Genomic DNA, 11,926 nt, shown 5'->3' on the forward strand with positions numbered 1-11,926 from the left:
CATGAAACCGTTATTACTGATGCAAACCGGCGACGCACCAGAGGCTATTCGCCGGGAAAAAGCCAATTTTGATGGCATGTTCCTGCAACAGGGGAATATCGACGCCGATCGTGTACAGGTCGTGCATCTGCCTGCTGGCGAACAACCGCTGCCACCGCAAAATTACTCTGGCGTGGTGATCACCGGTTCACCGGCAATGGTGACCGAGCAACTGCCGTGGAGCGAACAGGCCGCCGAATGGCTGCGTCAGGCGATGCTGATCAAACTGCCGATTTTTGGTGCTTGCTATGGCCACCAGCTGCTGGCCTATGCGCTTGGTGGGGAAGTTGGCTATCACCCGCAGGGCATGGAAGTGGGTACGCTGGAGATAGAACTGTTGCCCGCCGCCGCCCATGACCGGCGGATGGCGATGCTGCCGCCGCGCTTCAAGGCCAATCTGATCCACTCGCAGAGCGTATTGACGCCCCCTGCCGGGGCCGTCGTGCTGGCACGCTCGCAGCAGGATGCCTATCAGATCCTCAGCTATGGCGATAACGTGTTGACCACTCAGTTCCACCCCGAGTTTAACGGCGCGGTGATGCACCAGTATCTGAGCTGGCTTGGCGAGCTGTATCCGCAGCAACAGGCGGAGTATCAGCTTAAGCAACAGCAGGTTAGCGATACGCCGTTCAGCCGGCTGCTGTTGCAGGGGTTTGTCGTCAGCCTGGGTGCGCAAAAAGCCCTGGCCGGGTAACGCAATAAACGTTGACCGCTGACACATTTTGCATTACTTTCTGCCGTGCAAAGGGGAGTAACTTCATTGCCGGTTAATCGTCATTACGGTGCGCAAGCACCCGGTTACCGGGCAACCTGATGTCAGGGAGCACCAAGGTGCACCTTCATCAACGTTGTAAGTGAGACCTTGCCGGAAGGCGAGGTTTGCTTGCAGCGTTCATAAGAGCGGCTAGCGTCTTCCGACGTTGGCCGTTTTTGTTTTTGAAGGATACCACTGATGATGAATACCGTTGGCACACCTTGGTTATGGGGCAGCTTTGCCGCCATCATAGTTGTGATGCTCGCAATTGACCTGCTGCTGCAGGGCCGCAAAGGCGCACATACCATGACGCTGAAGCAGGCCGCCAGCTGGTCGCTGGTGTGGGTCAGCCTTTCTCTGCTGTTCAACCTGGGTTTCTGGTACTACCTGAACCAAACCGCCGGGCGTGAAGTTGCCGACACCCAAGCGCTGGCCTTCCTCACCGGCTATCTGATCGAAAAAGCGCTGGCGGTAGATAACGTCTTTGTCTGGCTGATGCTGTTCAGCTACTTTGCCGTGCCGGCAAACCTGCAACGCCGGGTGCTGATTTTTGGCGTACTGGGCGCGATCGTACTGCGTACCATCATGATCTTCGCCGGTAGCTGGCTGGTGACCCAATTCCAGTGGCTGCTGTACCTGTTCGGCGCTTTCCTGCTGTTTACCGGTATCAAGATGGCGCTGGCGAAGGAAGATGGCGCGGCGATTGGCGACAAGCCACTGGTGAAATGGCTGCGCAGCCATCTGCGCATGACCGATAATCTGGAAGGTGAGCGCTTCTTCGTGCGTCGCAACGGCCTGCTGTTTGCTACGCCGCTGGTGCTGGTGCTGATCCTGGTAGAACTGAGCGATGTGATCTTTGCGGTCGACAGCATCCCGGCGATCTTTGCCGTGACCACCGATCCGTTCATCGTCCTGACCTCTAACCTGTTTGCCATCATGGGCCTGCGCGCCATGTACTTCTTGCTGGCTAACGTGGCAGAACGCTTCTCGATGCTGAAATACGGCCTGTCGCTGATCCTGATGTTTATCGGCGTCAAAATGCTGATTATTGATTTATTCCACATCCCGATCGGTGTTTCGCTCGGTGTCGTCGCCAGTATCCTGACGCTGACGCTGTTGATCAACGCCTGGGTGAACCGCCGGAATGACCGCCTGGCGAATAATAAAGCACCATAATCTGTTATCCGGGCGGCTTGCCGCCCCGTGATTGTTTGGCAATTCGCCTAAAACACCAAACGTTATTGCGATCACACAAATGTAACTAGTATGTTATCAAGAGTTGATCCGCCCTCAGAATTTCACCGCTGGCCCTTTCCAACCCCTTTGGTTTGCTGAATACTGATTTGGCAAACACACCTGGTTACAGATTCAAATAAAAGTTGTCCGGCGAGGTTCCCGCCGAGATAAAGCTGTAAGCAACATCATCGGGAAGAAAAAGCACTATGCAAAAACTATTACAGAAAATCACTCAGGGCAGTCTGGTCAAACAAATCATGGTCGGCCTGGTGGCCGGTATTATCGTTGCACTGGTCTCACCGGCAGCAGCTTCGGCAGTCGGCTTGCTGGGCGCGCTGTTCGTTGGCGCACTGAAAGCAGTGGCACCGGTACTGGTACTGGTGTTGGTTATGGCCTCAATCGCCAATCACAAACACGGGCAGAAAACCAATATCCGGCCGATCCTGTTCCTCTACCTGCTGGGCACTTTCGCTGCGGCGCTGGTGGCGGTGGTACTCAGCTTTATGTTCCCGTCCAATCTGGCACTGGTAGCCGGCAATACCGACATCAACCCACCGGGCGGTATTGTTGAAGTGCTGAAAGGCCTGCTATTGAGCGTGGTTGCCAACCCGTTCCAGGCGCTGATTAGCGCTAACTATATCGGTATTCTGGCCTGGGCTGTGGGCCTGGGGCTGGCACTACGCCACTCCTCTGACACCACCAAATCACTGATTAACGATCTGTCACATGCCGTTACCATGGTGGTTCGTGCGGTGATCCGCTGCGCCCCGCTCGGCATCTTCGGCCTGGTGGCTTCGACTCTGGCAGAAACCGGCTTCAGTGCGCTGTGGGGCTATGCTCAACTGCTGGTGGTGCTGATCGGCTGTATGTTGCTGGTGGCGCTGGTGCTGAACCCGCTGATCGTTTACTGGAAAATCCGCCGCAACCCTTATCCACTGGTGTTCGCCTGCCTGCGTGAAAGTGGCGTGACCGCGTTCTTCACCCGCAGCTCGGCCGCCAATATTCCAGTGAATATGGAGCTGTGCAAAAAGCTGAATCTGAACGAAGACACCTATTCGGTTTCTATCCCATTGGGCGCGACCATCAATATGGCCGGTGCAGCGATCACCATTACCGTGCTGACGCTGGCGGCGGTGCATACTCTGGGGATCCCGGTTGACGTGCCGACCGCACTGCTGCTGAGCATCGTGGCTGCCGTCTGCGCCTGTGGCGCTTCAGGTGTGGCCGGGGGGTCGCTGTTGCTGATCCCATTGGCGTGCAACATGTTCGGTATTCCGAACGACGTGGCCATGCAGGTAGTCGCCGTCGGCTTTATCATCGGCGTGCTGCAAGACTCCGCCGAGACCGCACTGAACTCTTCTACCGACGTACTGTTTACTGCCGCAGCCTGTCAGGCAGAAGACCAACGTTTGGCAGATGAAGATCCGCTGAAGGTGCGTTAATTTCCAGGCTTACTCGACAAGGCGCTCGTTATCGAGCGCCTTTTTTTGGTCTCGATACCACTGCCCTACAAGGTCACCCCGCTTTTAAAAATCGCCAACTCACGGAAATCATTCACTTCGTTACGTGCCGCCTGGCCATTGGCAATCGCCACGATCAGGTCGACAAACTGCTCCAGCAGACTTTCCATCGGGGTGCCGTGGATAAGCCGACCAGCGTCAAAATCGATCCAGTGGGGTTTCTTCGCCGCCAGTTCGCTGTTGGTCGCCAGTTTTACCGTTGGCACAAAACCGCCATAAGGCGTGCCGCGTCCGGTGCTGAATAGCACCATATGACAGCCGGCACCGGCCAGCGCGCTGGTCGCTACCGCGTCATTGCCTGGCGCACTGAGCAGGTTTAATCCGGGTTGCCGCAGGCGTTCACCATATTTGAGCACGTCTACCACCTGACTCTGTCCGGCTTTCTGCGTGCAGCCGAGAGATTTCTCCTCCAGCGTGGTAATACCACCGGCTTTGTTGCCCGGTGATGGGTTTTCATAAATCGGCTGATTATGGGCGATGAAGTACTGTTTGAAGTCGTTCACCATGCTGACGGTCTTCTCGAAGGTCGCCTGATCGCGACAGCGGCTCATCAGGATCCGCTCGGCACCAAACATTTCCGGCACTTCGGTCAGCACCGTGGTGCCGCCATTGGCGATCAGGTAATCAGAAAAACGCCCCAGCAGTGGGTTGGCGGTAATGCCCGACAGGCCGTCCGACCCGCCGCACTCCAATCCGAACTTCAACTCGCTCAGCTTGCCCGGCTGGCGGCGATCGTTGCGCATCACCTGATACAGCGCATACAACTGCTCCAACCCGGCTTCGACCTCATCGTCCTGCTGCTGGCACACCATAAAGCGCACCCGTTGCTCATCGATAGCGCCCAGCGTACTGCGGAAGACATCCACCTGATTGTTCTCGCACCCGAGGCCAATCACCAACACCGCCCCGGCGTTCGGATGGCGCACCATGTTTTGCAGCATGGTGCGCGTGTTCTCGTGATCCTGACCCAGTTGCGAGCAACCAAACGGGTGGCTGAACAAGTGCACACCGTCGATCCCCTGCGCGTCCTGAGTTTCCTTCAGAAAACGCTGTTGGATTTGCCGGGCAATGCCGTTGACACAGCCAACGGTCGGCACGATCCACAGTTCGTTGCGGATCCCCACCTCCCCGCTGTTACGGCGGTAAAGCTGCACCTCACGATCCGCAGCCTGTGGCGGCAGCGTCGGGAAAGCGGGTTGATACTGATAGCTGTCGAGATCGCTCAGGTTGGTTTTGGCATTTTGCGAGTGAATATGTTCACCCAGCGCTATGGCTACCAACGCATGACCGATAGGCAAACCGTACTTGGTGATGGCCTCACCGACGGCAATCGGCTGCAGCGCAAACTTGTGCCCGCGCGTCACTGGTTGCACAAGCTCAATAGTCTGTGTCTCCAGCGCCAGCGTTTCACCGGCAGCCAGATCGCGCAGCGCTACCGCGACATTATCCAGCGAATGAATTTTTACCATGCTTTGCATAAACCCACCTCGGGCAACGGCTACGCCAGTTCAATGGCAAAATAGTTTTTGGCATTGTCGAAGCAAATGTTTTTCACCATCTCACCCAGCAGAGTGATATCCGCCGGCGCTTCCCCGTTCTCCACCCAGCCACCAATCATCTGGCAAAGGATGCGGCGGAAGTATTCATGGCGGGTATAAGACAGGAAACTGCGACTGTCGGTCAGCATGCCGACAAAACGGCTCAGCAGGCCCAACTGCGCCAGCTGTGTCATCTGCCGTTGCATACCGTCTTTTTGATCGTTGAACCACCAGCCGGAGCCAAACTGCATCTTGCCCGGCGTACCCTCGCCCTGGAAGTTGCCGACCATGGTGCCGATCACTTCGTTGTCGCGCGGGTTTAGGCAATACAGAATGGTTTTCGGTAGCCCACCCTGACGTGACTGGGCGTCCAGCAGGCGAGAAAGCGGCTCCGCCAGCGGCCGATCGTTAATCGAGTCGAAGCCGATATCCGGGCCGACGTTAGCCAGCATGAGGCTGTTATTATTACGCAGCGCACCAATGTGATACTGCTGTACCCATTCACGACGTTGATATTCGGCGGCCAGGAACAGCAGCACCGCGCTTTTGAACTGGGCGCTCTGCTCCGGCGTCGGCAGCTTGCCACTCAGGCGCGCCGTTAAAATCGCGTCCAATGTGCTTTCGTCCGCTTCGCCATACACCACCACGTCCAGCGCATGGTCAGCCACTTTGCAGCCATGGGCGGTAAAATGATCCATGCGTTTTTTCAGCGCGTCACACAGCGCGCTAAAACGGCCGATATTGATATCCGCTGCTGCTTCCAGTTTTTGCAGATAATCATTGAAACCCGGTGCGTCGATATTGAACGCTTTGTCCGGTCGCCAGCTTGGCAACACCTTGATATCGAAGCTACTGTCAGCCGCAATGGCTTTATGGTGGCGCAAGTCGTCGATCGGATCGTCGGTAGTACCGACCATCTTCACATTCATTTGCTGCATGATGCCGCGCGCCCTGAAATCGTCCTGCGCCAGCAAGGCGTTACCGCGCTGCCAGATATCGTCCGCCGTCGTTGGGGAAAGCAGCGTGCCGGTAATCCCGAATGGGCGACGCAGCTCCAGATGGGTCCAGTGGTACAACGGGTTACCTATGGTGTGCGGCACGGTGTCGGCCCAGGCATCGAACTTTTCACGATCGCCGGCATCACCGGTACACAGTCGCTCAGCCACACCGTTGGTACGCATCGCCCGCCATTTATAGTGATCGCCCTTTAGCCAAATCTCATATAAATTTTTGAAGCGGGTGTTCTCGGCGATCTGCTCCGGAGGTAAATGACAGTGGTAGTCAAAGATCGGCTGATCTGCCGCATAGTCATGATACAAACGCCGGGCAAACTCGCTGCCCAACAGAAAATCTTCGTTTAAAAACGTCGCCATATCTGGCTCCTCACCTTGATTGCCGTTCGGCACCGTGCCCAATGCGACAAAGTTATCACACCAATTCCACTGAGCGTCCAGCAAAATATCACCCTCAGCTTTGGCTCTGCCGCCCCTAAATGGCCATCAACCGGCAGTTTTACGGCAAAAAGCCGCCTGAATCGCATAATTATACGACAAACAGTATTGCCCAATTGAAAAATGGCTTTTGTGATATCACTCAACTTTTAAATCTGTATGACAAGTTATTGTCTCGCCACCCAGTCGTTCATGCGGCGGGAAAACGCCGGTGACGGACAGGCCGACGCAGAACAACGAAAAGGGATCGCCCCTTAAACGCTGTCGCCATCCAAGCGTCGCCAATTGAAGACTGGGAGATATTTTTGATGCGTAAAATTAAAGGGTTACGCTGGTACATGATCGGGCTGGTGACCATCGGCACCGTGCTGGGCTACCTGACGCGTAACGCCATCGCCGTGGCTGCACCGACGCTGGAAGGCACCTTACATATCACCACGCAGCAATACTCATACATCGTCGCGGCCTATTCCGCCTGTTACACCCTGATGCAGCCGGTGGCGGGATACGTACTGGACGTATTGGGTACCAAGGTGGGATATGCCATGTTCGCCATTCTGTGGGCGCTGTTTTGTATGGGCACGGCACTCGCCAACAGTTGGGGCGGTCTGGCACTGGCACGCGGCGCCGTTGGCATGGCAGAGGCGGCGATGATCCCCGCCGGACTCAAGGCCAGCAGCGAGTGGTTCCCGGCCAAAGAGCGTTCAATTGCCGTTGGCTACTTCAACGTCGGCTCGTCGATCGGCGGCATGCTCGCTCCGCCGCTGGTGGTCTGGGCCATAGTGGCACACAGTTGGGAAATGGCGTTTATCATCACCGGCGTGCTAAGCCTGATTTGGGCCATCTGTTGGCTGATTTTCTATAAACACCCGAAAGACCAGAAGAAACTCAGCAGTGAGGAACGCGATTACATCCTGGAGGGCCAGGAAGCGCAGCACCAAACCGACAACGCCAAGAAAATGTCCGCCTGGCAGATTGTGCGCAACCGCCAGTTCTGGGGTATCGCGCTACCGCGTTTTCTGGCAGAGCCTGCCTGGGGGACCTTCAATGCCTGGATCCCGTTATTCATGTTCAAAGCCTATGGTTTTAACCTGAAAGAGATCGCCATGTTCGCCTGGATGCCGATGCTGTTCGCCGATCTCGGCTGTATCGTTGGTGGCTATCTGCCACCGTTTTTCCAAAAGCACTTTAAGGTCAACCTGATTGTGTCACGCAAACTGGTGGTCACTATGGGTGCGGTGCTAATGATTGGCCCCGGCATGATCGGTTTGTTTACCAGCCCTTATGTGGCTATCGCGCTACTGTGCGTCGGTGGTTTTGCCCATCAGGCGCTGTCTGGCGCACTGATTACCCTTTCTTCAGACGTATTTGGTCGCAACGAAGTGGCCACCGCCAACGGCCTGACCGGCATGGCAGCCTGGACCGCCAGCACCCTGTTTGCCCTGGTGGTCGGTGCGCTGGCTGATACCCTGGGCTTCAGCCCGCTGTTCGCCGCGCTGTCGGTATTCGATATTCTCGGTGCCATCGCCATCTGGACCATCCTGCAAAATCGGCCAGCTTCGCAGCCAGAGGAAGATCCACTGCAAGCAGATCCAGTACGCAGTTAATCCCACCGCCCGGCCACCGTGCCGGGCGTTCCCCGCAGCCACTGGTAGCTCTGCCGGATAAGTGGTATAACAAATCCATGGTTACGCGCCCCTCTCTACCCTAAGAGCATTCACTATGGAATTCACTGAAACCAGACGCCTGTATCAGCAACTGGCCGCCGAACTTAAGCAGCGTATTGAAAGCGGCCGGTACCCGGTGGGCGATAAACTGCCGGCCGAACGCTATATTGCCGAAGAGATGAACGTCAGCCGCACCGTCGTGCGGGAGGCGATCATCATGCTGGAAGTGGAAGGCTATGTTGACGTGCGCAAAGGCTCCGGGATCCACGTGATGTCCAACCACCAAAAAAATCTGGTGGTGCCGGGCGACAGCATTGAGTTTGCCACCGCCGGGCCGTTTGAACTGCTGCAGGCACGTCAGTTGATCGAGAGCAACATTGCCGAATTCGCCGCCACCCAGGTCACCAAACAGGACATTGTTCAGTTGATGGAGATCCAGGAACAGGCGCGTAAAGAAGATCGCTTCCGTGATTCCCAGTGGGATCTGAAATTCCATGTTCAGGTGGCCCTGGCTACCCAGAACACGGCGATGGCCACCATCGTGGAAAAAATGTGGGTCCAGCGCGTAAATAACCCTTACTGGATCAAACTGCACGAGCATATCGACCACCGTTCAATCGCCAGCTGGTGTGACGATCACGATCAGATCCTCAAAGCATTGATACGTAAAGATCCTTACGCCGCCAAACTGGCCATGTGGCAGCATCTGGAAAATACCAAGCAAATGCTGTTCAACGCCACCAGCGACGATTTTGAATATAACGCTGACCGCTATCTGTTCGCCGATAATCCGGTGGTTCATCTGGACGGCGTGGCCGCAGAAAATAAATAGCTCAGGCGGTCAAAAACCGTAGTGTTATGTCAGGTATTGTAAAATCCGCTGAATCGATGCCTGAACGGCGATTTGCCGTGTAGTATTTCACCGCTGGCAACGTAGATTTCCCTGTTGCCAATCGTGCTATTTTGGTAAAGTTGAGCCACTTTTTACCCTCTGCTACGGGGCGGGACGCGAATACATGCGCTGGTTGTTTGCCATGCTTATTGCTCTTTTTTGCTGGACCGGTTCGGTCTCCGGCCAAAAGCTATGCGCGGCGTCTTCCAAAGCTATTCCCACAGCACAGAACGGTCAGCCATCGCTCGCCGAGTCGGTGTTTTCCCCTGATGACCCGGTTTACCGGTCACCGGCAGAACTGCGACGTAAAGCGCCAGGTAAAATGCCGCTGCTGCTGCCGCGGGTACATTCTTACCCCGGCTCGCTACCCGCCCCCGCCCAACTGCTGCCGGTTTATTCGTTAGCCACAGAGTTGGGTCACAGTACTCGACTCCCGCGCCAGAAATCACCTGCGCCAAACCGGCTTGCCCAGATCAACTGGACGCTGCATACCTCACAGCAGCAAAACAGGCTGGGTGGCTGGAAAGAAAGTAATATGCTTTATCGTGGCACGCTGACTTACCACTCTTGACCGGTGTCGCACCGATTAGAAACCACTAAAAAGCAACGCCGTTTCATCATTATCAGCAGCCAGGATCGCCCGCGCGCTTTGCGCCCACTCCCGATCCGCCGCTGAGACAAAAACAAACAATGACGTTTTAGGAACACCGGATGGACATCATTAAAGAACTGTTACATGCCTTATGGCAGCAGGATTTTGAGACGCTGGCGAACCCTTCGCTGGTTTGGACGCTCTACGGCCTGCTGTTTTTGATCCTGTTCCTGGAAAATGGCCTGTTGCCGGCGGCGTTTCTGCCGGGTGACAGCCTGCTGATCCTGGTTGGCGTGCTGATCGCCAAAGGCACCATGAATTTCCCGCTCACCATTTTTATCCTCACCGTCGCCGCCAGTCTGGGGTGCTGGGTCAGTTACATACAGGGCAAGTGGCTCGGTAATACCCGAACCGTGCAGGGCTGGCTATCCCATCTGCCGGCTCACTATCATCAGCGCGCCCATCAGTTGTTCCACCGCCATGGGCTTTCCGCTCTGCTGGTCGGTCGTTTCCTGGCGTTTGTCCGCACTCTGCTGCCGACCATTGCCGGCCTCTCCGGCCTGAGCAACGCACGTTTCCAGTTCTTTAACTGGATGAGCGGTCTGCTGTGGGTAGTGATCCTCACCTCGCTGGGCTTTGCACTGGGCAAAACCCCGGTGTTCCGCAAGTATGAAGACCAGTTGATGTTCTGCCTGATGCTACTGCCATTGGTGTTGCTGGTGGTCGGGCTGGTCGGCTCGTTGATCGTACTGTGGCGCAAGAAACGCGCCGATAGCCAGGATCAGGGGAAAGGGGCGTGATGACCAAGCGCCCGCGCTGGCAGTACGTGTTGCTGATTGCGCTAGCTTTGCTGGCGCTCGCCACGCTGTTGGTGCCCTGCATGGTGCGTACCGAAAGCGAACTGCGCATCCGCGCAGGCCAGCAAGGCCTTTCGCTGCCTGACGGTTTTTATGTCTACCAAAGGCTGGATCAGCGCGGCATTCGCATCAAAAGCATCACCCCGGAAGGCGATGGCCTGGTGATCCGTCTGGACTCGCCGGAACAACAGTTGCTGGCGCGCGAAGCATTACAAAACATTCTACCGCCGGGCTACATCATCGCCCTGAGCGAATCCCCTGTGCCTACCCATTGGGTGCGTGAATTTGCACGCGCCCCACTCAATCTGGGATAATACCCCCTTCATATGAAGGGTTTTCCTTTCATTTGCGCTCCCTGTTCAATTAATCACCGATCACCACCGAACTGGGGCGGATTCTTTGGGGGTCTGCGTGATCTGTGACTATGCTAAAGGTTAGCGTCAGTCAGCTGCGTAGACTCCTGTCGCACTGCCTTTTTGGGCAGTCAGGAACAGAGGATGCATGCCAATGCATCCCATTAATAAGGAACTGATAGTATGAAATTACGCCCAGCCATTTTACTGGCTCTCCCATTATTCGCCCTACCGGCACTGTCGTTCGCAGCAGAAAACGGCTGTGTGACCAAGGCGCAAGAAATTCAAAAGCAGATCGATTACGCCACCCAACACGGCAATACTCAACGTGTGGCCGGGCTGAAGACGGCATTGAGCGAGGTGCAAACCCATTGCACACCAGCCAGCCTGCAGGCCGATCGTCAGAAAAAAATCGATGAGAAACAAAGCAAGGTTGCCGAGCGTCAGCAGGAGCTGAAAGAAGCCCAGCAGACCGGCAACCTGGAGAAAGTGGCCAAGAAGCAGAAAAAGCTGGCTGAAGCTCAAGCCGAGCTGAAACAGGCTCAGGCGGAATAATTTTTTTACACCAGCGGATTTATCGCTGAGAGCCACGCCACACGGGATTTTTATTGTGTATAAAATGGATGCTTAGTGATATCAGCTACCCATCCGCCCTTTGCTCCGGCGAAAAAATCCGCTATGTTGAAAGTCTGTCGAAGTTAACGTTAAGGAATAATCACATGGCACATGATTCAAATGCAGAAAACTTACGCGCTGAACTTAAATCCTTAGCCGATACGCTGGAAGAGGTGTTGAACTCCTCCACCGATAAGCCAAAAGCTGAACTGGAAAAGCTGCGTTCCAAAGCCGAAAGCGCATTGAAAGATACCCGCGTACGTCTGAGCGATGCCGGGGACAAGATTGCTTCCCAGACCAAACAAATCGCTGGCCAGGCGGATGATTACGTTCGTGATAATCCGTGGACCGGTATCGGTATCGGCGCTGCGGTCGGCGTAGTGCTGGGCGTTCTGCTAGCGCGCCGCTAATT

The 11,926-nt window shown here is 55.7% G+C and carries 12 protein-coding genes; 10 read left to right on the forward strand and 2 right to left on the reverse strand.

The genetic code is table 11. The features are described 5' to 3' along the window. Nucleotide 1: 1 nt before the first annotated feature. The 3 genes from E5C26_RS21670 to sstT all read left to right on the forward strand — a co-directional run bounded on the left by E5C26_RS21670 (nucleotide 2) and on the right by sstT (nucleotide 3,471). On the forward strand, nucleotides 2–733 hold the full coding sequence (locus E5C26_RS21670; RefSeq protein WP_135318138.1) for a glutamine amidotransferase: 732 nt from the start codon (nucleotides 2–4) through the stop codon (nucleotides 731–733). A 258-nt stretch (nucleotides 734–991) separates the two neighbouring features. Beyond that, a complete protein-coding gene (locus E5C26_RS21675) occupies nucleotides 992–1,969 on the forward strand; it encodes a TerC family protein (RefSeq protein WP_135318139.1) in 978 nt (325 codons plus the stop codon). Between the two features lie 266 nt (nucleotides 1,970–2,235). Beyond that, nucleotides 2,236–3,471 (forward strand): serine/threonine transporter SstT, encoded by a 1,236-nt coding sequence (sstT, locus tag E5C26_RS21680; RefSeq protein WP_135318140.1) that lies wholly within the window; start codon nucleotides 2,236–2,238, stop codon nucleotides 3,469–3,471. Nucleotides 3,472–3,536: 65 nt separating this feature from the next. On the opposite strand, the gene E5C26_RS21685 is transcribed toward sstT, so the two are convergent. Together E5C26_RS21685 and uxaC are read right to left on the reverse strand one after the other, a co-directional pair. Beyond that, nucleotides 3,537–5,027: a UxaA family hydrolase gene (locus E5C26_RS21685; RefSeq protein WP_135318141.1), complete on the reverse strand. Its 1,491-nt coding sequence runs from the start codon at nucleotides 5,025–5,027 to the stop codon at nucleotides 3,537–3,539. A 20-nt stretch (nucleotides 5,028–5,047) separates the two neighbouring features. After that, nucleotides 5,048–6,460 carry a glucuronate isomerase gene (gene uxaC, locus E5C26_RS21690; protein ID WP_135318142.1) on the reverse strand — a complete coding sequence of 471 codons (1,413 nt, stop codon included), beginning with the start codon at nucleotides 6,458–6,460 and terminating at the stop codon, nucleotides 5,048–5,050. Between the two features lie 386 nt (nucleotides 6,461–6,846). Between uxaC and E5C26_RS21695 the strand changes: the two genes are divergently transcribed. The 7 genes from E5C26_RS21695 (at nucleotide 6,847) to E5C26_RS21725 (ending at nucleotide 11,924) form a co-directional block, all read left to right on the forward strand. After that, nucleotides 6,847–8,145, forward strand: coding sequence for an MFS transporter (locus E5C26_RS21695; protein ID WP_135318143.1), 1,299 nt, complete (start codon nucleotides 6,847–6,849; stop codon nucleotides 8,143–8,145). A gap of 115 nt (nucleotides 8,146–8,260) precedes the next feature. Beyond that, nucleotides 8,261–9,037 carry a transcriptional regulator ExuR gene (gene exuR, locus E5C26_RS21700; protein WP_135318144.1) on the forward strand — a complete coding sequence of 259 codons (777 nt, stop codon included), beginning with the start codon at nucleotides 8,261–8,263 and terminating at the stop codon, nucleotides 9,035–9,037. 184 nt (nucleotides 9,038–9,221) lie between these two features. Next, entirely contained in the window at nucleotides 9,222–9,668 is a 447-nt protein-coding gene (locus tag E5C26_RS21705) for a hypothetical protein (protein ID WP_135318145.1), read from the forward strand. Nucleotides 9,669–9,808: 140 nt separating this feature from the next. Next, entirely contained in the window at nucleotides 9,809–10,489 is a 681-nt protein-coding gene (locus E5C26_RS21710; protein WP_135318146.1) for a DedA family protein, read from the forward strand. Continuing rightward, nucleotides 10,489–10,860, forward strand: coding sequence for an EnvZ/OmpR regulon moderator MzrA (gene mzrA / locus E5C26_RS21715; RefSeq protein WP_135318147.1), 372 nt, complete (start codon nucleotides 10,489–10,491; stop codon nucleotides 10,858–10,860). Before E5C26_RS21710 ends, mzrA begins: the two co-directional genes overlap by 1 nt. 222 nt (nucleotides 10,861–11,082) lie before the next feature. Then, the gene (locus E5C26_RS21720; RefSeq protein ID WP_135318148.1) at nucleotides 11,083–11,454 is read left to right on the forward strand and encodes a DUF1090 domain-containing protein; all 372 of its coding nucleotides are present in this window, start codon (nucleotides 11,083–11,085) and stop codon (nucleotides 11,452–11,454) included. A 164-nt stretch (nucleotides 11,455–11,618) separates the two neighbouring features. Further along, nucleotides 11,619–11,924 (forward strand): DUF883 family protein, encoded by a 306-nt coding sequence (locus E5C26_RS21725; RefSeq protein ID WP_004948431.1) that lies wholly within the window; start codon nucleotides 11,619–11,621, stop codon nucleotides 11,922–11,924. Nucleotides 11,925–11,926: the final 2 nt, after the last annotated feature.

It is taken from the genome of Serratia proteamaculans (assembly GCF_004684015.1).
Lineage (GTDB): Bacteria > Pseudomonadota > Gammaproteobacteria > Enterobacterales > Enterobacteriaceae > Serratia > Serratia proteamaculans_F.

Coding starts and splice junctions, on each gene's coding strand:
- exuR (WP_135318144.1), top strand. CDS start 8,261: ATGGAATTCACTGAAACCAGACGCCTGTATCAGCAACTGGCCGCCGAA.
- mzrA (WP_135318147.1), top strand. CDS start 10,489: ATGACCAAGCGCCCGCGCTGGCAGTACGTGTTGCTGATTGCGCTAGCT.
- E5C26_RS21685 (WP_135318141.1), bottom strand. CDS start 5,027: ATGCAAAGCATGGTAAAAATTCATTCGCTGGATAATGTCGCGGTAGCG.
- sstT (WP_135318140.1), top strand. CDS start 2,236: ATGCAAAAACTATTACAGAAAATCACTCAGGGCAGTCTGGTCAAACAA.
- E5C26_RS21710 (WP_135318146.1), top strand. CDS start 9,809: ATGGACATCATTAAAGAACTGTTACATGCCTTATGGCAGCAGGATTTT.
- E5C26_RS21725 (WP_004948431.1), top strand. CDS start 11,619: ATGGCACATGATTCAAATGCAGAAAACTTACGCGCTGAACTTAAATCC.
- E5C26_RS21675 (WP_135318139.1), top strand. CDS start 992: ATGATGAATACCGTTGGCACACCTTGGTTATGGGGCAGCTTTGCCGCC.
- E5C26_RS21705 (WP_135318145.1), top strand. CDS start 9,222: ATGCGCTGGTTGTTTGCCATGCTTATTGCTCTTTTTTGCTGGACCGGT.
- E5C26_RS21720 (WP_135318148.1), top strand. CDS start 11,083: ATGAAATTACGCCCAGCCATTTTACTGGCTCTCCCATTATTCGCCCTA.
- E5C26_RS21670 (WP_135318138.1), top strand. CDS start 2: ATGAAACCGTTATTACTGATGCAAACCGGCGACGCACCAGAGGCTATT.
- E5C26_RS21695 (WP_135318143.1), top strand. CDS start 6,847: ATGCGTAAAATTAAAGGGTTACGCTGGTACATGATCGGGCTGGTGACC.
- uxaC (WP_135318142.1), bottom strand. CDS start 6,460: ATGGCGACGTTTTTAAACGAAGATTTTCTGTTGGGCAGCGAGTTTGCC.